Below are 24,722 nucleotides of genomic sequence, written 5' to 3' on the forward strand. Positions count from 1 at the left end.
AATATATAATAAACTGGTAAATGAAAATAATTCTTTTGGCCATACGCCCCTTAATGCGTTTCCGGACCTATACATTTGTTAATGTATTAGGTCTGGCACTTAGCCTTGCATGTGTAATCATCATTAGCCGATATGTATACAGTGAGTTGCAGACAGACCGCTTCTATCCTGATTTGGAACGAATCTATACAACGATATACGAAGACGACAAACATCCAGGCCAGACACGTTACGCCGGGGTTTCCAATCCTAATAATGAAAAATCATTCAGTAGTATATTGGAACACCCGGGGGTGGAATGTGCCACTTCCATACGGAAAGAAGACGAGATCAGTTGCTGGTATAATGATAAAGAATATACCAGCCAAACATTAATAGCCGACAGTAATTTTTTCAAGATCACGAGGTATCCGCTAATCGTAGGGACAAACACATTGAAGAACCCCGAAGATGCCGTGATCACCGAACAATATGCCCGGAAAATATTTGGCAAAGAGACGGCCTTGGGAAAGCAACTCCGTCTCTCGATGGAAAAGACTGTAACCATTGCCGGAGTAATAGGACACCGGTAACAGCCAGCAGCTTAGCGTTCGACATTGTCATTTCCGAACAACTGGCCCATAGCTGGAGACGTATGAGTAATAATCTGGTACGGCTCCATCCACATGCAGATTACAAACAGATCAACAAGCAATACAACCAATTTATGCGAATGGATTTATGGAACTACAGTGTTCGCTATCAGCTCCATCCATTCTCCGATGTGTATTTTAACAAGACGATCGACAACTTCTTCTTCCGTACCGGCAATTTCACCTATATCTGGATCCTGTCGCTAGTCGCTTTTATGATACTTCTTGTCGGCATCTTCAATTTCGTCAATATTTACTCTGTTGTCGTTTTGAGAAGAGGACGTGAATTCGGAATGAAGAAGGTATTCGGTGCCGGAGCAAAAATGATGTTCGCTCAGTTATATATCGAGAACCTCTTGATGGCAGCCACAGCCATCCTGCTCGGATGGGTCATCATTGAAATCACCAATCCTCTGGTTCACAATCAACTGGGAATCATACCTGTTTCCAACACGAGATTTGACTTGTTGTTGACAAGTCTTATTTTATTTATCCTCCCGCTATTCACCTCGCTGATCCCTTTCATCCGGTATAACTATGCGGCACCGATCACCTCGTTGCGTTCTGTCAACTCAAACGGAGGTTCCATCGTTTCACGTAAACTATTCCTCCTGATACAGTATATCATTACATTTACATTGGTCATCTGTTCTCTCTTTTTCATCAAACAGTTAAGATTTATGCTAGACACAGACCCCGGAATTCGAATCAAAGATGTGATACAAACTCAATTCCTAAAGTCAGAGTCAACTAACGACAGAATGAGCCGCGAAGCATGGGAAGAGAAACGTAAAAAAGAAGACCGTATCGTCGATGTGATCAAACAGCGTCTGGACGCTTCACCTTTGATTGAGCATTGGACATACGGAGACAGTCCGATAGGCAGAAGGAGCAGAGGATTCAAATTCAAGTTACCAAACAATGAGTTCAAAGATTTTACTGTCATGTTCGTCTCCCCGGCATGGATGCAGCTATTCGAAATAGAAGTAACAGAAGGGGAAGCAATTAACCTTCAAAAAGAGGCAAAACTCGATTATGAACTATACATCAGTGAGTCTGGGAAAAAACTGCTCGGCATCACAGAGATCCGGTCTGCTGAAATGCAACCGGAAAACCGATTATGGTTTTCCTCGGATGGTGATATGAGTAAGAATCCTCCTTATCATATTATCGGGACGATTAAGGATTTCAATGCAAACCACCTGGCCGAAAAGGCGAATCCCATGATATTGCTTCCCAGCGGTTCCTGGTATGAAGCACCTTTACTTGTTTCCGTTGTATCCGGACGAAAACAGGAAGCCATACAATTCCTGAAAAAGCTGCATGACGAACTGATAGGCGGTAGCTTTGAATATACTTTCATTGAAGACCAGCATCAAAAGCTGTACCAGAAAGACCTTCATATCACATTGATATATTCCGTCTTTACCCTGATAGCCATCCTGATTTCTTCACTCGGATTGTTCAGCTTATCCCTCTTCGACGTACAGCAGCGTTACCGTGAAATAGCCATCCGTAAAGTAAACGGGGCAACCACTATCGTCGTCATGCGGATGCTTTTACAAAAATACTACATGCTTTTGGGAATAGCCTTCCTGATAGCCGCACCAATCTCCTGGCTGGCAATCAACCGGTATCTGGAGGACTTCGCCCATAAGGCACCCGTCTCCTGGTGGATATTCGCCGTCGCCCTGCTCATAACTGCCGGAATATCGCTGGCAACCTTGATCTGGCAAATACGGAAAGCGGCAGAAACAGATCCGGCTAAAGCAATGAAAGCAGAATAATATTCATCTTATTAAAAACTGGCAAATGAAAATAATATTTCTAGCTATACGCTCATTAATGCGTTTCCGGCTTTATACAACAATTAATATAACAGGGTTGGCACTAAGCCTAGCCTGTGTCATCATCATCAGTCGATATGTATACAGTGAATTACAAACAGACCACTTCATCCCCGATCTGGAACGAGTTTATACCACTATATACGAAGAAGACAAACACCCCGGTATGATCCGTTATTCCGGAGTGTATAACCCGAATAATGAAAAATCATTCAGCAGCCTGTTAGAGCATCCGGGGGTGGAATGCGCCTCTTCGATACGAAAAGAAAACGAGATCACGTGCTGGTACGGCGAAAAAGAATATGCGAGTCAGACATTAATAGCCGACAGCAACTTTTTCAAAATCGCCCGATATCCGTTAATCGTCGGGACAAACACATTAAAAAATCCCGAAGATGCCGTAATCACTGAACAATATGCCCGGAAAATATTCGGTAAAGAAACCGCCTTGGGGAAACAACTCCGCCTGTCAATGGATAAAACAGTAACTATAACCGGCATCATAGGTGAACCGGAAACCGCCAGCAGCATAGAGTTCGACATTGTCATTTCCAAACAACTGGCCGAGAGTTGGAGACGCATAAACAACCACTTGGTGCGGCTCCACCCCAACACAAATTACAAACAGATCAACAAACAATACAACCAATTCATGCGGATGGAGGCATGGGACTACAGTGTCCGCTACCAACTCCACCCATTCTCCGATGTCTATTTCAATAAGACAATCGTCAACTACTTCTTCCGTACCGGCAACATCACCTACATCTGGATCTTGTCGCTGGTCGCTTTGATGATACTACTCGTCGGACTCTTCAATTTCGTCAATATTTATTCCGTAGTCGTTTTAGAAGAGGGCGCGAATTCGGGATGAAGAAAGTATTCGGTGCCGGAGCCAAAATGATGTTCAGCCAACTCTATATGGAAAACTGTCTGATGGCAGCCGTTGCCATCCTGTTCGGATGGGTGATCATAGAAATCACCAACCCGTTGGTTCATAAAGAGCTGGGGATTATACCTGTTTCCAATGCAACATTCGACTTGTTATTAACGGGGATTATTTTATTTATCCTTCCATTATTCACCTCACTGATACCTTTCATCCGGTACAACTATGCGGCTCCCATCACCTCGCTACGTTCCGTCAACTCCAACGGAGGTTCCATCGTTTCACGTAAATTGTTCCTCTTGATTCAATATATCATTACATTTACCCTGGTCATCTGTTCCCTCTTTTTCATCAAACAGTTAAGATTCATGCTAGACACAGATCCCGGTATCCGGATCAAAGACGTGATACAAACCCAATTCCTGAAATCCGAATCCACCAATGACGGAATGAGCCGCGCTGCGTGGGAAGAAAAGAGAAAAAAAGAGCAACATATCGTAGATGTACTCAAACAACGCTTGGACGCATCGCCGTTGATCGAGCATTGGACCTACGGAGACAGCCCCGTCAAATACAAAAGTAGGGGATTCAAATTTAAGTTACCGGGTGATGAATTTAAAGAGTTCAACATCATGTTCGTCTCCCCGGCATGGATGTCGCTATTCGAAATAGAAGTGACAGAAGGGGAAGCGATTGATCTGAAAAAAGAGTCAGAACTCAGTTACGAGTTATACATCAGCGAGGCCGGCAAAAAACTGCTCGGCATCACTGATATCCGGTCTGCCGAAATGCAACCGGAAAACCGGTTATGGTATAACTCCGGCGACGACATGAGCAAGAACCCTCCTTACCGCATTCTCGGAACGATCAAAGATTTCAACGCAAGCCATTTGGCTGAGAAAACGAATCCCATGGTACTGCTTTCCTCAGGCTCTTGGCATGAACAACCTTTGCTTGTATCCGTTGTTCCCGGACGAAGACAGGAAGCGATACAATTTCTAAAAGACTTGCACGACGAACTGATTGGCGGCAACTTCGAATATACTTTCATCGAAGACCAGCACAAAGCGTTGTACCAAAAAGACCTTCACATCACACTGGTGTATACCGTCTTTGCCCTCATCGCCATCCTGATCTCTTCATTGGGATTATTCAGCCTGTCTTTGTTTGATGTGCAGCAACGTTTCCGCGAAATAGCCATCCGTAAAGTGAACGGTGCCACTACCTCCGTCGTCATGCGGATGTTGTTGATAAAATATTACAAACTTTTAGGCATCGCCTTCCTCATCGCCTCGCCCATCGCCTGGCTAGCAATCAATCGTTACCTGGAAGACTTCGCCCACAAAGCACCCGTCTCCTGGTGGATCTTTGCCGTCGCCCTGCTCATAACTGCCGGAATATCGCTGGCAACCTTGATCTGGCAGATACGGAAAGCGGCACGGACCAATCCGGCGGAGGCGATAAAAGCGGAGTAAGACAATCTGTTTGCGATGCCTAAACACCTTTGTTTGTGATGGGCAAACAGGTGTGTTTAGGCATCGCAAACAAGCTTGTTTAGGGATCGTAAACAATAAAAGCAATATATATGAAAATCATCTTACTAGCCATACGCTCACTGATGCGTTTCCGTTTATACACCGTTATTAACGTCCTTGGTTTAGCGCTAAGCTTGGCCTGTGTGATCATTATCAGCCGGTATGTCTATAGTGAGGCGACAACCGATCATTTCAATAAGAACCATGAGAGGATATATCTGAGCGTACGCTATTGGGAGAGCGGAGAACAGATTCCCCTCCTATTTACAACTGATAATGTAGTCCTGAAAAAGAACTATATCAATCCGCTGGATATACCGGAAATAGAGAAAAGAACCTCCTTTGTCTCCCTCAGTAATGTCGAAATACAGGTAGATGAGAACAAATTCAAAGCACATGTATTGGCTACAGACACCGCTTTCCTTCAAATACTTGATTTTCCGCTGGTAGAAGGGAACCGTGCCCAACTGTTAGCCGACCCTAAAGGAGCCGTTATCACAAACCGATTCGCCCGGAAACTGTTCGGTAAAGAAAATCCGATCGGTAAGAACGTCGACTATAACGGAAACATACTGACCGTCCAAGGAATTATCGGAGAAACAAACACCCCCAGTTCTTTAACCTTCGACCTGCTGATATCTAAAGAACTGCAATGGCGTTGGCCGCCGGTTAATTACTTTAGTGTTGCTTTAGCCTATCCCGGTATCGATGCGGATCGCATTAACGACAAACTCAAGGCAGAAAACCATAAAGCCGCCCAAAAAACGTTCTCTTTCCAGGTTATTCCGCTGGATAAACTATACATAGATAAAGCTGTCGACAAAGGAGTAAATACGTTCCGCCAAGGAAACCCGGACAGCCTGAAAATCCTCTCATTCGTTGCGATCCTGCTTTTATTGATCGGACTGTTCAACTTTATCCATATCAGTTCGGTCGTTATCATTAAACGAGGCCGGGAGCTGGGAATGAAAAAGGTATTCGGGGCAAGGCCAGCACAATTATTCATCCAGCTATACGCAGAGAATCTGGTACTGACAACCATCTCCCTTTTTCTCAGTTGGATGATTATCGAAATCACCCTGCCGATACAAGAAAACCAGTTAGGTATCACTGCCACCGTCGGCTCTTCTTTCAATATGATATTAACCGTTATTCTTTTGCTGGGGCTTCCACTGATTATTACGTTATATCCATTTTTCAACTATAGCTTCCGGCAAACCATCCGTTCACTTCAGGGAGTCACCCCCGGAAAAAACAAGATGGCTACCCGTTCGTTGTTTCTGGTCGTGCAGTATGTTATCACTTGTTGCCTGATCATATCTTCCATCTTCTTTATGAAGCAGCTGCACTTCATGTTGCATGCTGACCTGGGATACCGGACTAAAGATATTATAAAAGCTTGGTTTATACGTCCTTCTTCAAAGATGTTCTATGGTGAAGAAGAACAGAAACGAACCGAAAGCGTTTCCTCCGCCATACAGGAAACACTCAAAGCATCCCCTCTGTTCCAGTCGTTCTCCTATGGAGAAAGTCCGTATGAATTACCAACTGATAACTACGATAAGGTCAGTATGCGCATCCCCGGAGGAGAATGGCAGGAGGTACTTCATGTCAGACTATATAAAAGTTTCTTTGATTTATACCAAATACCAGTTTCCGCAGACGGCTTTCCAAAGAGCGAAAAAGAAATCCTGATGAATGAAACGGCTAAAAAATTATTCAGTAAAGGAGGAATCCCTCCTACGGAGCTGGAAAAAGATTCATATGATGGTATCAGTTCGCTTCTGGTAAAAGGTTTTACTCCCGAATTTCAGGTAGTGCATCTCTCCCAGCGTAATCTACCCGTCATCATGACTTTCAAAGATGTGCAGGATGAACTGTTCTATCCGGGGAAACTCATGGCATCCATTGTCCCCGGACGCCGGCCGGAAGCGATCAAACTTCTGAAAGAACTCCATGACAAGACTATCGGAGGAGAATTTGAATACACTTTTGTAGAAGACGAAATCAGTGCCATGTACGAAAAAGACCGGTTGGTTGCCCGGATCTATTCCGTTTTTACCCTCGTCTCCATCCTGATCTCTTCTATGGGATTATTCAGCCTTTCCCTTTTCGATATTCAACAGCGTTACAAAGAGATAGCGATCCGCAAAGTAAACGGGGCAACGACAGGAGCCATCATGAATTTGTTATTGCGGAAATATTACAAGCTACTCGTATTCTCTTTCCTGATAGCCACTCCTCTTTCCTGGCTGGCAATCACGAAATATCTGGAAAACTTTGCCAATAAAGCTCCGTTATCCTGGTGGATTTTCGCTATTGCTTTCCTGATCACCGCAGGTATTTCCCTGCTCACCCTGATCTGGCAAATCCGAAAAGCGGCACGGACAAACCCGGCAAAAGCGATCAAGACGGAATAGCCGGTTAAAACAGACCGGCTATACAAAAAACACCCGTTCAATTAGGGTACACTCCTTCTAATTCGTATTTATATAAAGCAAAAGAAATCCGGACATTTCTTTACTTCAGACCAATTTAGTTAAAAGTAAAGATAACTTTTTTTATTTAGTCCAAAATGCTAAATTTGTACATAAAGAGTTATAAGGAGAATGGAATTACACAAAGAGACCCTTTCCAAAACAATCACTTTTAGTGAAAATTACCCTGATTATTTTCACCGCAGCTTTGTATATGCACAATCCTATTTACATGACCAACATTTGTCAGAGGATATTGCATCCGAAGCACTCATAAAGCTGTGGGAAAACTGGGATGAATCATACACCACAGTCCAACGTAAAGCTTTCCTTTTAACTATTATCCGGAACAAATGTCTGGATCATTTAAGAAAGATACAAGTCAACACAAAAACACATGAAGAATTAACGGAAATCTCACAACGCGAACTGGTCTTCCGGATTTCATTACTCGAATCGACAGTACCTCAGGAACTATTTATATCTGATATCCAAAAGATAGTAGATAATACACTGAAACAATTACCGGAACAGACACGACTAATATTTAAACTCAGCCGCATTGATAATAAATCGGCTAACGAAATAGCCGGCGAATTGGGAATAAGTATAAAGTCCGTAGAATACCATATAACGAAATCATTGTCTTTACTGAGAAAAAAACTGAAAGATTATTTACCTGTAATACTATTCTTGTATGCTTAATATTTACAGGGAAACAACATATATCCTATTTTATTTCTGAAAAACCGCCCCCCCAAGAATAAATCACCCTTTAAGTTTAAAGGATTTACATCCAAACGCCCCTGATTATTTCAAATAATAAGGGAGAAATTATATACACCCTTTTAGGGATAGCTCATTTCATCCGTATTAATTATATAAAAGCTACAAAGATGGATCAAAAAACGATTGAGAAATATCTTAAAGGAACAATATCCACCCGTGAAAGAGAAGACGTCATGGCGTGGATAGAGAAAGAAGAGAAGAATAAAAAGGAGTTTCTGGAACTTAGAAAACTTCATGACATCTCCATTTGGAATACGGAATACATTCCTGATAAGAAAATCAAGAGACATTCAACGGTTAATGTATTATGGAGAGTAGCCGCAGTATTTCTGGTCTTATTAAGTTTGGGATTAAGTTACCTCCTGGTATCGGATAAAGAATCGCAAATGGCAGTAAAGACCGTTACCTGTCCGCAGGGACAACGGCTGGAACTGGTTTTATCGGACGGGACTAAAGTCTGGCTGAACTCTAATTCGATACTGTCATTTCAGAACAATAAAAAAGAAAATACCCGGATAGTGGAATTAGACGGAGAGGCTTATTTCGAGGTTACTCCCGATAAAAAGAATCCTTTTATCGTTCAAACAGAAATGTATGATATTACGGTATTGGGTACCTCCTTCAATGTGTTCTCTTATCAGAAGTCCGGATTATTTGAATGTTCCTTAATAGAAGGAGCTGTCAGTCTTCAGGATAAAAGCCAGACAGTAGATATGCGTCTTCAACCCAACGAGAAAGTACGGCTGTCCAATGGAACCCTTATCCGTTCTTCCATTGATCCGGATGAAAATTTCTTATGGAAGGTCGGTATCTATTCTTTCAAAAACCAGCCGTTATCAGATGTTTTTGCCCATCTGTCCCTATTACATGAAGTCAGTATAGAATTGAAAAATCCGCAGATAGGAGCACAAATGTGTACCGGCAAATTCAGGAATAAGGATGGCATCGAACATATACTCCTGACATTGCAGAAAAACTATCAGTTCTCTTTCACGAAAGAAGAAGACACCCACACATACATAATCTATTGACAATGATAATAAAAACCATAAAAAGAAAATACAAGATGAAAAAATCAACCCGTTGTAACACTTTTAGTTTGTTTTTCCATTTGTTGGCAGTGACGTTCCTTTTTATCCACACCAACATCTGTGCACAACCTATCCAATTGCCCAAAAGTAAAATAACTTTAGGCGAACTGATTCAGCAGATTGAAAGACAATCCGATTATTTATTTGTTTATAATGAGACAGAGATAGATATAAAAATGATGCTATCGTCCGTCCCTTTAAAAACCGGCGATGTAAAAAGCCTGTTGCATTCCGCACTTGTAAATACCCCCATCCATTACCTGGTTGAGAATAAAAATATCATTCTCAACACCCGGAAACACCTGGAAGAAAAACAGACAATATTGGTTTCAGGAGTTGTAACGGATGAGACCGGAGAACTTCTGATAGGAGCCAGTGTATCTGTTAAAGGTTCTACACAAGGAGTGATAACCAATGCGAATGGCGAATTCATACTGAATACCCGGCCTGATGCAGTTTTAGTTGTATCTTACTTGGGATACATCTCCCAAGAGATCCCTGTCCGGAATAAGACAAACATCAAAGTCGTTCTTAAGGAAGATCAGAAAACACTGGAGGAAGTTGTCGTTATCGGATACGGGACATTGAAAAGAAAAGAAATCACAGGTTCCCATACCAGTGTAAAAATGAACACCATACCACCTATAGGAGGAGCAACCGTCACCCAATTTCTCGGAGGAAAAGCAGCGGGGTTAACCACAACATTGGCCTCCGCCCAACCGGGAGGAAGGGTGAATCTTCAGATCAGGGGAGGAGCCTCTAACCGTCAGCCGTTGATTATCGTCGACGGATTCCCGATCACTTCTTCCTTTTCGAATGTATCCACCGGAGAATACAGCACAGGAGACACAGATGCCGCACTTGCCTCAATCAACCCGAATGATATATTGAGTATCGATATACTGAAAGATGCCTCTGCCACTTCCATCTACGGATCTAAAGCGGCAGGAGGTGTTATCCTCATAACCACCAAACGGGGAACAAGCATCGAGCCGCGTGTAGAAGGAGTGGCAAATATAGGATGGTCACATGCTTACAACACTCCGGATTTATTGAATGCGTCCGATTTTATGTCTGAAACGAACCGTGCAATAAAAGAACGCTTCATGTACGACAACCAAATAGCCCCTTACGGCAACAGGCAGTGGGGCGATGCGGGATTGCCGGAATACAGGGACCGGTATCTTGCGGACGATTTTGACACATGGAAAGGACGGCAAGGAACTGACTGGTTTAAAGAAATATCCCGGGTCGGCATGATTCAAAATTACGGGGCAAACATACAGGGAGGAAGCCAGTCTTCAAAGTATTATGCCTCATTCGGCTATTTTAATCAGGAAGGAGTGATAAAAAACAATAATTATAAGAAGTTCACTGCCCAGATTAATATCGACCAGAAGTTTGGTAATAAAGCGACCCTGGGAATAACCCTCCATGCCAACCGCACCAATATGGATAATGTACCTCTGCAGGACGGATTTGCCGAAGCATCCGATCTGTTGCGGACAGCCTATCAGTTTCCTCCTAACCTTGAGGTCAAAGACAACAATGGTACCTACACGATCAACCAATATGCTTCTTTTCTATCGAATCCGGTTTCAATACTTGAAATGTCGAATAAAACCAAGAATGACCGTATAATAGGGAATATCTACTTCTCATATAATTTGCTCACGGGACTCGACCTGAAAATCAGAGGAGGCACGGATATATACATAAGCCAGGGATTTTCATATATTCCCACTACAACAATCGTAGGGGAAAAGACCCGTGGCCGTGCAGACAAGGCTGTCGGAGAAAAGAATGATTATCAGTTCCAATTTACAGCAAATTATCACAAATCATTTGTGGATAAACATCACCTCACTGCCATGTTTGTAACCGAGTATATCCAGACTAACCGGCAGGGCACCCGTGCAACCGGATGGAATTTCCCTTCTGATAACTTCTCATGGAACTATCTGGGGTTAGCTACCGACCGGCCGAATATAGGTTCATACGGAAGCAAATCGGAAGCATTGGCTTATATCGGACGAGTCAATTATTCATATGATGAAAAATATTTCCTGACAGCCAATTTGCGTGTAGATGGTTCCTCTAATTTCGCAAAAAACCACCAATGGGGATATTTTCCCGGCGTCTCACTCGGGTGGGATATCGCAAAAGAAAAATTCATGGATGATACGCGCTCCGTTATTAACCAAATGAAACTGCGTATCGGATATGGACAAACCGGAAATGACAATATCGGAACAGCCTTTTCAAACTATTATATTCCCGGTGACCTTATTGTCTGGGGAGAGCAGATCGTTTCTTCCATCAAATTAGGCGGATTGGGGAATCCTGATTTAAAATGGGAGACACAAACAGATTTCAATCTCGGACTGGACTTTGACTTATGGCAGGGAAGATTGTCGGGTACGTTTGATTATTACAACCGGGTAGTCTCCGATATCTTAGGATGGAAACCACTTCTGTCGACAGGCGAAGCTACCGGTATCACCGCTAATCTCGATCAAAAAAAACAAACCTACGGATTTGAATTTACATTGAACAGCCAGAATATACGAAGTAAAAACTTCTCATGGGAAACCAACTTGACCTACACCTACTACCGGGACAGATGGCTTAAAAGAGATGATAGCTGGCGGCCGGATATATATGATTCGGAAAAAGCATATTTCGGAGAATTATGGTATCATCAATCCGACGGACTGGTGCAGGAAGGGGAAACTCTTCCTTATACTACCGGGGCTATTCCCGGAACAATTAAATTCAAAGACATCGATGGCTACCTGAAAGATGAAAACGGTAACCTGGTGCTCGATGATAACGGAATTCCCAAACGTCTCGGCAAGCCTGACGGTATTCTGGATAACGCTGATAAGGTACGCATTGGAGTCAATACCCCTTTCACATTAGGCTTGACAAACACATTCAGATACAAAAGCCTGGATATGAATATCAGTATGTACGGCGTTTTCAACCGATGGATGACCAATGCGACTTATTCATTGCTGACAGATGTCACCAACTTGGAACAAGGTTTGAATCAGATGGTCGATGTAAAAGACCGTTGGAACAGCGATAACAGGCAAGGAACTCTTCCTTCCTCTTTACAGAGGTTCAGCGGATATGGCATTGGCGATTACTACCTGCAGAAGGCTTGGTTCATCAGGGTTAGCAACATCGACTTCGGATACAGGCTGCCCCTCCGGAAAGGAAGTTTAAGGTTTTTTGCCTCTTTACAGAATCCGATCCTGATCACACCTTATAAAGGATTAGATCCTGAATCGGATAGCCGGGCAGCATCCTATCCCAATCAACGGACTTATTCCGTAGGGTTTCAATTCAGTTATTGATTTTACATCTATTAAATCTATTATATATGAAAAATATTTATCTGTTAGTATTATCCCTCTTCTGTTTCAGTTGTACACTGGAGATGGAAGAATATTCAAAGCTGGAAGAATCGAATTTCTTTAAAAATGAGAATGATTGTAAAGCGGCACTGGCATCCCTTTACGAAATCATGCAAGGTCCCCATGGCGGCTGGATTAATGGGAATCAATTAGGTGCATTTCTGATCAGTGACATGGCTGCCGACATTCTGGGAGGAAACAACGGATGGGATTGGTTCATGGAGCACCGCTATAACCCGGATAATTTCGCACGGCCTGAAATGGACTTGCTTGACAAATTTTCCAAAGTCAAAGAAGTCACGACTTGCCGCGCGTTTGTTCTCCGTTTACAGGCTCTCGACAATATCTCCGAAGATGTCAAGAACCTCTATATTGCGGAAGCAAGAGTGATACGCGCCTATCTCCTACACCATTTTTATATTTATTTCGGTACGGTCCCTATCGTTCCGGATGAATTGGTATTGAATCCTAATATCGTGGAATATACTCCCCGTCCCTCCAAAGAAGAATACATCAAAATTATCCAGGAGGAGATAAACCAGGCATTACCTTATTTGAAACATCCGAAAGATCAATCACCCGAGGAAGAATACGGCCGCATGAACAAAGGAATAGCTTATATGATCCTGATGCAGCTTTATATGATCGAAAAAGACTGGGAAAAGGTGTCAAAGTATGGGCAGGAGATCATCGACCTGAACTATTATGAACTGCAAGATGACTATTTAAGTATTTTCAGCATTAATAATCAACGGAACAAGGAAGTTATTTACGGAGTGCCGCGTAAACAGAGTATCCCTAATAACGGCAACACCTGGCATGCCATATCCCTTCCTTCATCTTATCCCTGGAAAGGGACAAAATGGGGGGTCTATTATGTAAGATGGTCTTTCATAGACACATTTGATCCGGCAGACAGTCGCCTTTCAGGATTACCCCAATCTTATATTGGAACAGACGGGAAACAATATAACCGGAGTAATATGATCGGTGCTATTGCGATGAAATATGATGAAGATCCAGCAATGGTCGGACATAACTCAAACCATATCATTGTGCGTCAACGATATGCAGACGTATGGCTTTCCATGGCTGAAGCAGAAAACGAACTGAACGGGCCAACCAATAAAGCAAGGGCCTATTTTAATAAAGTACGCCCACGGACGGGACTGGCCAATTTACCCAACGGACTTTCACAGCAGGAATTCAGAGATGCAGTACTTATGGAGCGTGCACATGAATTTTATCTGGAAGGACACCGCTATCAGGATCTGGTCCGTCACGGCAAATTTTATGAAGTAGCCAGCAAGATGCCCAACAGCGTTTTACGCCCGGAACAGATACTGTTCCCGATACCAACCCAATATATCATTGAATATAAAGGGATATTGAAACAAAATCCAGGATATTGAAATACGATGAAACACTATATTGTATCCATATTATTTCTGATTTTCTGTTTTTCCTGTCAGGATAAACAAACAGAAGTGGATGTCTGTATATATGGAGGAACCGCATCCGGCGTCATAGCAGCCTATTCAGTTGAAAAGATGGGAAAATCAGCACTGTTGATTGAGCCATCCGATCATCTGGGAGGTATGACTACGGGTGGACTGGGTTATACGGACATCGGCAATAAATATGCCATTACAGGTCTGTCCCGCTTATTTTACAGGAAAATAGGGCAACATTATAAGAAATTCGAACAATGGTCTTTCCCGCCTAGTGTCGCTCAAAAGGTACTCGACGAATACATCGACAGTTCTGAATTTCCTGTTTTAAAGAACCACCGGCTTATATCGGCTGTGAAATCAGGTAAACGGATAAGATACGTCCGTTTACAACGAATAGGAGAAGAAGGCACTCCCGAATTCATCACCATCAGAGCGAAGCAATTCATCGATTGTTCTTATGAAGGAGATCTTATGGCTGCGGCAGGTATTTCATATACCGTCGGCAGAGAGGATAATTCAATATACAACGAAACATTAAACGGGGTTCAGTTACTTGACAAGCACCAGTTTCCCGACAGTATCGATCCATATAAAGAGAAAGGAAATCCTCCTTCCGGATTGTGCTGGGGAATCAGCGATCATCCTTTAGCTTCCAAAGGGACAGGAGACAGTAGTGTACAGGCATACAATTACCGGCTGTGCCTGACAAATGACCAACAACTCCGGCGTCCTTTTGAAAAACCGGAAACGTATAACCCGGATCAATATGAATTACTCCTTCGTATGCTGGAGAAAAAGGAATATAAATTGGAAGAGATACTTTCGATCAACCGGGACATGCCGGATAAGAAATACGACATAAATAACAACGGTCCTTTTTCTACGGACCTGATCGGCATGAATCACTCTTATATAGAAGGCAGTCCGGAAGAACGTAAAAAGATAGCCTATGAACACGAACTTTACATCAAAGGATTATTATACTTCCTGGCAAATGAAGAAAAAGTACCGCCCAAATTACGGAAAGAAGCCTCTGAATGGGGATGGGCAAAAGATGAATTCACAGCCAATGACAATTTTCCACCCCAACTATATATCAGGGAAGGCCGGAGGCTGAAAGGTGAATATGTAATGACACAACATAATTGCCAGGGAAATGAAATTGTAGAAGACGGCATAGCACTGGCTGCCTATGGTATGGATTCTCATAACTGCCGGAGAATAGTCGTGAACGGAATGGTAAAGAATGAAGGAGACGTGCAATACCATGGCTTCCCTCCCTACCCTATTTCATACCGTAGCCTCTTTCCACGGTATAATGAATGTCAGAATTTACTGGTTCCCGTCTGTCTTTCGGCATCACATATAGCGTATGGCTCCATAAGAATGGAACCAGTGTTTATGATGCTCGGACAAGTTGCAGGCATGGCTGCATCCATCGCCGCAGAGACAGGTTGCGCCATACAAAAAGTAAGTTCAAAAGAACTGAGAGAAAAGTTAAGGGAAGACCCTTATCTGGATGGCTCAAAACCAGACATACTCGTAGACGATACAGATATCGATAAAATAAAATACTCGGATAATTGGTTCAAACGTTTTGGCGATCATTATAAAAACAGCTTTATGTTTTCATGGGCCGCCCCGAACGATTGCTTCTTTTCCTTTTTTCCTGTGATCAGGGAGTCTGGGAATTATTCTGTTTATTATTACTGTACGCCCATGAGTCCGGAAGAGATGAGTTCCTGTATTTCCTTTGAGATAACGGCTAACCGGAATATATATACAGCAACTGTCAATCCAACGGAGAAAGCAGGGGACTGGGCTCTCTTGGGTTCTTACTGGCTGGATAAAGATTCTGAAACTCAACTAAAATTAGTAGGAGAGCGATCGGTCGGACCATTCTTTGCCGATGCCCTTCTACTGATTCCTGATTATTGAAATACTTTCATATTTTACCTAATTATTATCGTTTATGAATAAGAAAATTACTTTTATTATGGCAACGCTCCTTTTGGGGAGCGCATCGTATGCGACTGTTGATATCACCAGTATCTGGCAGATATCCCATGTTCAAAACACGTTAGACAAGGCAAAAGACTTTTCAGGAGTTGACGGCTTAGGGGAAAACCTCAACAGAGGGCTGGCTTATGGGAAATTCGGAGACAAAGAGTATGTCTTTATAACGACAGGCAGCAATACCGACGGCAATGCTATCAATTATTATGATGCCGGAACAGGTGACTGGGCAGGCAGGCTGAATATGGACCCGGTTAATTCCTCCACATTAGGTTCCATCCATAAGATTGCCGATATTGAAATCGCAGAGGGGAAAATATATACCGTAAGTCTGTCGGTTATCGGAAACAGCCTTGATTTCTGTATGTGGGACGGACTCAATGCAACACCTGTTATTACTTCGCTTCCTGAAACGACCGACATACGTGTGGAAAAACTAAGTATTGCCGGGAATATCGCTGACGGGACTGCCAAACTCTGGATAGCCGGATCAACAGAAGGCCTGGGAAATCCCAATCCGGACAAACCGGTATATATCCGTCATTTCGCTTTGGGGAAAGACGGATCAATTTCTACTTCAGCAACCGACTTCGGACAAGTTCCCGACAATAACACACTTTACAACTGCACTGTCAACCCGGATGGCAGCATTTTAGTAAAAGGGAGCCACAAAGCATTGCATATGCTTACACCCGATGGCTCTTATGCCGGCAATACACAGAACATGACTCCGGAGTTAACCCTTTCCCAGACAATCCGATATATAGGAACAAATCCTCATAACGGACGGTATTATTACCTCTTAAACTCCTATAGCAATGCCTCAGGTATTTTTCCGGGCAATGGCATCGTGACTAAAATCTATTCCATGCTTCCGGGGAATTTACATTCATTCAATTGTGTTGCCCAATGCCCTACTTTAGGTGATCTGAGCGGGAACATGGGGGATATCGATTTCAAATGGAAAGAGAATGACTTGTATATTTATTGCTTATCTTCAAACAACGGTTTTGCCGCATTTAAAGTAACGGGATTATACGACGCACCAGCCAATCGCTCGAACGATCATTTTACTCTGTTATGGGAAAATTCAATAGAAGGGAACAATCTTCCCGGTTTCTATTCAGACCTTGAATCCAACCAGGATAAAACAACAGGAATGGCTTATGGAACAGTGGGCGGAGAGAAGTGCATTTATATTGTCAAGAATCTTTATATCGACCCGGACCAGCCTAAAGATTGGGAAGACACCTGGGGACCAAGCGGAGAATACCGGAAAAATATATTCATATATGATGCCGAAAAAGGGCACATAAAAGGGGAACTTTCAATAAGCGGCATCTGGGGTAGGGAAATGCATGATGCTACTGTTACAGAAGATGGAATACTAATGACCACTTTTGTCGTAGAAGAGACAGAAACCATGAATGCTTTTTCATTCCCGGACAATACACATCAGGGAAGTCTCAATGACATTACTTTTTCCTATGATTCTGAATGTCCTGCATTTTTAGGAGGAAACATCTTTGCCTCAGGCAGTGTGAATCAAGGTACAGCCAAAATATATGCAACAACTGAATCAGAAACGGAAAACTATGTCTATACATTTGGCATGGGTGCTCCCAATAAATGGGATGGCTTTTACACGGAGGAAGAATTTACAATCTCTTCATCCGGCAAAGGGCATCTGGCCGTGAAACCTGATAAATCGTTTTACTGGAACGCAAACGGAGGAAAGTTCCTGTATTGTAACGGGAAACAAATAAGTGAATCGCAATCCACATTGGAAGGTACAGCTATCCGGTATATTCTCACTCAGGATGGATTGGACTATCTGGCCGTTTTAAATGAAAACAAAGTAGATGTTTACACATTGGAGCCAGGCAAACCAGATACAAAAACATTATGGGCTTCTTCTCCCGTTTTAGGAAATAAACCAAGCATAGCCGGAGATATAGAGATCGGAATAGCTGCAGATAATTCTCCTATCCTATACGTCCTTTCAGCAAATAACGGTTTTGCTGCATGGAAATTAAACTCACTGAAAGCAACCGGCAATGACAGAATAGCTAAACAGCCGGAAACTTCTGTCTATTTCGATTTAGTTTCCAACAATCTTATTTTCTCTGAGACAGTCAGAAAAGTAGATCTATTTACGATGGATGGCAGGCTTATCCGATCTGCCTCTAATGTAAATACAATTCATACGAATAATAAAGGTACTGTTATAGTACGCTTTACAGACCAGTATGGGTTAAGCGGAACTCAAAAGATCATGTTAAGATAGTCTTTGGCAGCTATTTATTTAACGGGAAATAAATAGCTGCCTATGAGGATACCAGGGTGGTTCAGTTCTTCCGTCATGAGTACCACTCCTAATAAAAGTTTTCTAATATTTTTCCTTCATTCCTTCATCTCACATGGTATAATACTAATAAAAAGCTTATTACAAATGAAGGCAATGAAGATTAGCATCCAATATCTTACCATAATTCAAATTTCCCATCGCAAATATGGGTAAAGGGGATTTATCTGCCTATCTACAAGAGGGCAAGTAGTATGCCGCAAGCATGTATCCTACTAATATTTAAATCTTTAGTCGGAACTCTTTTCTTTATTTGCATCTGTCATACGCTTGTTTGACAGCTGTCAAATAAGCGTACGACAGATACTGAACAAGCGTTTGACAGCTGACAAACAAGAAAGAATACGGGACTTTGGGTATAGAAGTATATCTGTTACTTCTTAGATATCTACCAGTAAGTAGATAGGATATACCTTTTATACCACTATGCCACCAGGTACATTGGATGGATTTTGGGGGTAACTTATATCCGCACGTCGTTCGCTGCGTGACGATAAAATATGAAATTCATCATGTGGCAACCCTCATTGTCTTCATCGCCTTCATCTTCTATTAGCTGATTTACAAATATATAAATACAGACATGAAGGAATGAAGGAAAAAAACTAGAAAACTTTTGTTGGTGATAGCCATTGTTTCACTCCTTGTCAGATATAGGCCATAACATCACTTCGCTATGGTACGTTGATGACACAGACCGGATAGATGAGCACTTATTAATTTCCTAAAATGTGATAGAAAACAGTGCCTCGACCTGGAACTTGCCATAATCGATCGGTTGTATCAACCGTACGCCGGTTGTCAGCGGGAAACTCATCCGGAAGACATTCCAGTCGAAAATCAGGTCGGTACCGAATGAACTTTGTGTTGTCCAGTCACGGCCTTTGGCAGCCTGATTACGGTTCAGGTCGTAAAATAGGTTGGCCCGCAGGCGGCGGATATAAGCCAGTTGCCCGAGGCTGAGATCCGGTGAAAAGACTGAAAAAGCATAATCAGCCTTAAAGGCTATCTGCTGACGGGTCTGATACATGAAATTATACCCGCGAGGCTTATCTATCAAATGTTTGGGTAAATACAGGGTTTTATTGTCCACACTCTGGTATTGGTATCCCATACGCAACATCAATCCGTGATTACGCAGGATACCCGGCCAATAAGTCGTCAGGCGTCCGGCATACAGGCTTCCGTAGTTTTCCTTATTGAAAGGAGACTGGAGATACTGCAACCGCAACTGATATCCCCAGCGGGGCAGGATATCACGCTGGGCTTTCCGGCGGTAACTGTAAAACAATACTTCCGGCAGGATATACTGGAAATTGCTGTATGTACGGCTTTCATATTGCTGATACCTGTCGTTGGTAAAATAATAGGCAACCGCCGGTTGTATTCCCCGGATATAATGGTTGCGGGTGAGGTTGAAAGGGAGGTAGACACGCGCCTCAGCCTCCAGCAAGGTGCGTCTTACGGTTGCCGCCTGTGCCACTTCCTTATCCTTGTCGTTGGTCACCCAGGTCACATCGAATGCTTTACCGCCATAATCGGCAGCGATATCGATGACCGGAAACCAACCTTTATAGGTAAATGATAATTTGCCATGATGTTCACCCTTACGATAATACCATCCTGCCTGCATGATAGCCGTGTTCAACGTGTTTTGCGAAAGGACCATACCCCCCGGTTTCACGATCGTACTCAGATCGTCAGCCCCCGTATTCATCGCTTCCGCCACATCATAATAGAAGGGGGCCCAACTATGTAACTTAAACGTATGCGCTCCTTTGCGGTAAGGACGCGGATTAAACTCGATAGGAGTCAGTTTGGCTGAATCCAGATTGAACTGCTCCTGTTCAACCAGCGAAGTAACCAGCGGAGAATGATAAGGATCGCCCAAGTCCGCCTTTTCCGCTTCCAGGCTATCCACCGCCAAAGAACCGATACGATACCCGTCTGCCTGGTAATCCGAATAAAGCAGTTTGTCTTTACCGGGAGTAAAAGCCGGATCGAAAGCCCCGAAACGGGCAGATGTCAACCGGTAAGTGGCTGTATCCGACGGATTCAGATAATAGATATTATTAGTTCCGTTGGCTCCCGATTCAAAAAACAGTTTGCCGTTGCTCCAAAGCGGGGCGGTAATATTTACGGAAGTGGTTGCCAGCAATTCACTCCATGCACCGGTCTGCGTATCCAGTTGCAGCAGACTTATGCCGGTAGCGGTTACGGCTACGGCAGTAATCGTTCCATTATCATCGTAGGTTAACTCTTTGATGAAGGCATTATCCGGAACAGTAAAATAACGCTGTTCCTTTCCCGTTGCCAGGTCGACCAGCACCAACTGGTTTTCACCGCTTACCGTAAAACGGGAAACGGCTGCCGTCCGGTTGTCCTTGTCGATAGCCGGAGCCAGATAACGTCCGCGGGGAGTAAGTATCGTCACCTTTCCCGTTTCTAAATCATATTGTTTTATAACGGAATAATTTTCATGTGTCCAACGCAGGCCCGGAACAATCTCTGTCCAGTACACCTTATTGCCGGCCAGGTTCAAACGGCTGTTGATCGTTCCGAGATAGCACAATCTCTTTTCCTTTCCGTTCGTTACCGAAACCAGCGAATTGATATCCTGCAAACCTGATTTAACGGCAATAACCGTCGAGTCGTTCACAGCCTGCGGATAACGGTAAGAAGTATATTTTCCGGGTTTCGGCGAAAGATAATCGGGAATAACGGCAGCAGTGTCCATCTTCCTCCATTCTTTACGCAAAAAGTCGAACGTCTCATTATACAGTCCGTCAATACTTATCCCGGCATTATGTTTAAAGGCATTGCTGAACATCGGGATCGCAAAGAAGCGGTTCACATACCGGGTGGTCGTCTTATCCCATATATCCGGTCCGAAACGGTGGCGGGCAAAAGAAGTCAGGTTATAACCCAATGCATAATAATCGCCCGTATAATCTTTATAAGAACCCAGATACCATTTATCGAACGAGTAATTTTTTCCTTCTCCCAACATCTGGGCACGGTAAGGCATACTGAATTCCGGCAACCGCCCTCTCCCGCCGTTCGACATGGAAGTCTCGGTTCCCACCGCATCGCCTTCCAGGAACCAGCTCGGCATGAAAAAGGCAGCAACACCCGCCGCCTGCTCGCCGATTATATAATATAAAGGTTTGAACCAACCACGCATCACCTTGCTGGTCTGGAGGACATGCCGCGACTCGTGCAGCACCAGATGTTTGTCCCAGCTCACCCCATCGAGTTTGGAGGAAGGCGTCGTGATCAGTTCCATACGGCGCGGCGCCCACGATACCAATCCGTTGGACGACATATTGGCCGGATGGAGAATCACCGGAAATTTCTTCTGCATCCCTGTCCCGATCGTCTTCTGCAAATGCGGATAAGCATTTTCCAGATAGAGGCGTAGTTATAAGCCATCGAATCATTACCCTGCGGATACACCAGGTTATAATGGGGCAACTTGACAATGTTCCATTTGAACCGTGCCGGATCGGAGCCGTAATCCAGAAACTGAGCCTGCATATGAAGACTAACAAACAGAGAAATCGCCACTAAAAAGATATATCGTGATACGGGTATCTGCATACTTATAGAGTTATAAACCGCAAAACTATAAAATATAACCAATCCGCTTTACATTTTCTACGGCAAAGTAGAAGGAAGAATACGTTAATTATTCCGTACCATCCGCACAGCACCGTGCGCAAACGAACGTAATTCGTGCGGATACACACACAGACCCCAACACCATACAGCCGATAACAACATATCCACCAAGCAGTTATCTATTTGGCACATCTTTTGTATTTTTCAATGTACAATTACAATTGAAACCATGTTAAAACATTACTTACTGATTGCTATACGCAACCTATTAAAATACAAAACACAATCGATTGTCAGCATCATCGGCCTGGCGATGGGATTTACCTGTTTTGCCCTGGCAACATTATGGATACGATATGAAATGACTTACGACAACTTCCGTGAAGGAGCCGAACGTATCTTCCTTGTCAGGAACGAAGACAAAAACAGCAAAGACGGTTTATCGACAGTCACCCCCTCCCCGCTGGCGGCTTACCTGCAAGAAACATTTCCTGAGATAGAACAGGCCGGCAATACACGGGGTGGCGATTCTGAATTCAAATATGAGGGAATTACCCATCAATCCAGTATAATAGATATGGACTCCGCCCTGATGAAAACATTTCCGGTCCGGTTGATAAGCGGAAACACCAATTTCCTGTTACCTGATAATAAAGAAATAGCCATCACCGAAGAACTTGCCGAAAAACTATTCGGTAAAGAGAATCCGATCGGAAAAGAATTGATGATTTATAATGAGAAAAGACCGGTCTGTGCAGTCGTCCAATCATGGGGAACACATACCAATATCCCCTTCGATATAATAGAAGCCAATCATCAATATGCATATTGGGGCGCTTTCAACTGGTCTACTTATATCAAAGTCAGGGAAGGGACAGACATCAAGGCTTTCAGCAAAAAGCTATATGAACATACGATTAAACAGGATCATACGCTACTGGAACATTTTATATTGACACCGATCACCCGGCTGCGTTACGATCATCCGATAGAAGAAGCGACCGTTAAATTCAATCATATCCTGCTGTTTGCATTATCGGACGGCCTGGTTATCCTCTGTTCGCTGTTCAACTATCTGACATTGTTCGTCAGCCGGATACGAATGCGCGGAAAAGAGATTGCCTTACGTAAAGTGTGCGGCTCCTCAGACCAGCATCTGATGGGTTTATTCTCCATAGAGTATTTACTGACCTTGCTGGCCGCCATTTTCATCGGCATGTTGCTGATCGAACTGGTATTACCGACTTTCCGGGAATTATCCGAAATCCATACGGCCACCAACGGAATCTATCTGGAAGCTATCTTTTATTCGCTTTTTGTGGCAGTACTGTCATTCTTTATCTCTTTATTCCCGATCCAATATTTCCGCCGCCAGTCGTTGAACGCAGCAATCAAGGGGACGGAAAAAGGGAACGGAAAGAATTATTTCCAGAAGTTCTTTCTGGTATTCCAGTTTATCATCAGTATCGGATTTATCTTCTGTACGGTCGTAATGATTAAACAGATACATTTCCTTTCACATTCCGACCGTGTCGTGGAACGGGCCGGAAGGGCTTCTCTCGTATTCAGTACCAAATCGTCCGAAGCCAGTCTGCGGGAAGAACTGAAACAAATACCTATGATTACAACAATTCTTCCGGGCAATCATAATGCTTTCATTCCTTTCACAGGAAAACAATATATGACAACGAAGGAATGGGATGAAAAACCGGCATCAGCAAATGAAATACGCTTGGAACTTATTCCCAGTGGCGAACAAATATGCAATTACTATAACCTGAAACTTCTGAGTGGTAAAATGCTAAAGGACGACGATCAAAAGGACAAAGTGATGATCAACGAAGCAGCAGTCCGGGAGTTCGGATGGCGGGACCCGATCGGCAAATATTTCCAAAAGTTCGATTCAACCCGTTTACAGGTTATCGGTGTTATACGCGACTTCTGTAAAGAATCGCCTACTATACCGGTGAAACCGATTGTGTTCACCGTTCAGGAATACTATTATTCGATCAGTTCCAGCGGAGTGCTGCTTTTCAAATTTCATGAAGGACAATGGCCGGAATGCAAACGACGGATCGACGCATTGATCAAAGAAAAGCACCCGGAGTTTACCTTCTACAGATTAGACAGTGCCGAAGAAGAGTATAACAAATTCCTCCAATCGGAAAATGCCCTGATCAAGTTGCTCGACTTCGTTACGGTAGTCTGCATCCTCATCTCTGTGTTCGGTATTTTCTCCCTGGTAACCCTCAACTGCGAACAACGCCGGAGAGAAATAGCCGTCCGCAAAGTAAATGGTGCTACTGCCCGAATGATTATACGCATGTTCTTTAAGGAATACATGTTGCTGCTTTGCTTGGCAGCATGCATCGCCTTGCCTGTCGGTTACCTCATCATGAAGCCCTGGCTGGAGAATTATGTGATACAAACAGAGATAAGCGCCTGGATTTATCCGGTTCTTTTGATCTGTCTCATATTTATTATTACCTTGTGCATAAGTTGGCGCATATGGAAAGCCGCAGGCAGGAATCCGGCAGAAGTCATTAAATCCGAATAGGAATATATTAATATAAGAACAAACAAA

The 24,722-nt window shown here is 43.3% G+C and carries 12 protein-coding genes and 1 pseudogene; 12 read left to right on the forward strand and 1 reads right to left on the reverse strand.

Annotated elements, in window-relative coordinates:
• Window positions 1–20 precede the first annotated feature (20 nt).
• From DXA15_RS25955 to DXA15_RS04600, 11 genes are all read left to right on the forward strand, one after another.
• Complete coding sequence (locus DXA15_RS25955) at window positions 21–572, forward strand: ABC transporter permease (protein WP_233566814.1); 552 nt, start codon at window positions 21–23, stop codon at window positions 570–572.
• 62 nt (window positions 573–634) lie between these two features.
• Window positions 635–2,419: an FtsX-like permease family protein gene (locus tag DXA15_RS04560; RefSeq protein ID WP_233566815.1), complete on the forward strand. Its 1,785-nt coding sequence runs from the start codon at window positions 635–637 to the stop codon at window positions 2,417–2,419.
• A 25-nt stretch (window positions 2,420–2,444) separates the two neighbouring features.
• Window positions 2,445–3,353 (forward strand): ABC transporter permease, encoded by a 909-nt coding sequence (locus DXA15_RS25960; RefSeq protein WP_233566817.1) that lies wholly within the window; start codon window positions 2,445–2,447, stop codon window positions 3,351–3,353.
• The gene (locus DXA15_RS25965; RefSeq protein WP_233566818.1) at window positions 3,350–4,843 is read left to right on the forward strand and encodes an FtsX-like permease family protein; all 1,494 of its coding nucleotides are present in this window, start codon (window positions 3,350–3,352) and stop codon (window positions 4,841–4,843) included. The genes DXA15_RS25960 and DXA15_RS25965 overlap by 4 nt, the downstream gene beginning before the upstream one ends.
• A 110-nt stretch (window positions 4,844–4,953) precedes the next feature.
• Window positions 4,954–7,323, forward strand: a complete 2,370-nt coding sequence (locus DXA15_RS04570; RefSeq protein WP_233566820.1) for an ABC transporter permease — start codon at window positions 4,954–4,956, stop codon at window positions 7,321–7,323.
• Window positions 7,324–7,512: 189 nt separating this feature from the next.
• Window positions 7,513–8,085 (forward strand): RNA polymerase sigma-70 factor, encoded by a 573-nt coding sequence (locus tag DXA15_RS04575; RefSeq protein WP_128133271.1) that lies wholly within the window; start codon window positions 7,513–7,515, stop codon window positions 8,083–8,085.
• Window positions 8,086–8,276: 191 nt separating this feature from the next.
• Entirely contained in the window at window positions 8,277–9,200 is a 924-nt protein-coding gene (locus tag DXA15_RS04580; protein WP_128133272.1) for a FecR family protein, read from the forward strand.
• 35 nt (window positions 9,201–9,235) lie between these two features.
• Window positions 9,236–12,622 carry a TonB-dependent receptor gene (locus tag DXA15_RS04585; protein ID WP_158579638.1) on the forward strand — a complete coding sequence of 1,129 codons (3,387 nt, stop codon included), beginning with the start codon at window positions 9,236–9,238 and terminating at the stop codon, window positions 12,620–12,622.
• 26 nt (window positions 12,623–12,648) lie between these two features.
• The gene (locus DXA15_RS04590; RefSeq protein ID WP_128133274.1) at window positions 12,649–14,094 is read left to right on the forward strand and encodes a RagB/SusD family nutrient uptake outer membrane protein; all 1,446 of its coding nucleotides are present in this window, start codon (window positions 12,649–12,651) and stop codon (window positions 14,092–14,094) included.
• Window positions 14,095–14,100: 6 nt separating this feature from the next.
• The gene (locus tag DXA15_RS04595; protein WP_128133275.1) at window positions 14,101–16,074 is read left to right on the forward strand and encodes an FAD-dependent oxidoreductase; all 1,974 of its coding nucleotides are present in this window, start codon (window positions 14,101–14,103) and stop codon (window positions 16,072–16,074) included.
• 34 nt (window positions 16,075–16,108) lie between these two features.
• Window positions 16,109–18,439: a hypothetical protein gene (locus DXA15_RS04600; RefSeq protein WP_128133276.1), complete on the forward strand. Its 2,331-nt coding sequence runs from the start codon at window positions 16,109–16,111 to the stop codon at window positions 18,437–18,439.
• Window positions 18,440–19,241: 802 nt separating this feature from the next.
• Here the strand turns inward: DXA15_RS04600 and DXA15_RS04605 are convergent.
• Window positions 19,242–22,111: pseudogene (locus DXA15_RS04605) on the reverse strand (hypothetical protein).
• 256 nt (window positions 22,112–22,367) lie between these two features.
• Between DXA15_RS04605 and DXA15_RS04610 the strand changes: the two are divergent.
• Window positions 22,368–24,695 (forward strand): ABC transporter permease, encoded by a 2,328-nt coding sequence (locus DXA15_RS04610; RefSeq protein ID WP_128133277.1) that lies wholly within the window; start codon window positions 22,368–22,370, stop codon window positions 24,693–24,695.
• The last annotated feature ends 27 nt before the right edge of the window (window positions 24,696–24,722 follow it).

The sequence above is a fragment of the Parabacteroides sp. AM58-2XD genome (genome assembly GCF_003463685.1).
In the GTDB taxonomy this organism is placed as follows: domain Bacteria; phylum Bacteroidota; class Bacteroidia; order Bacteroidales; family Tannerellaceae; genus Parabacteroides; species Parabacteroides segnis.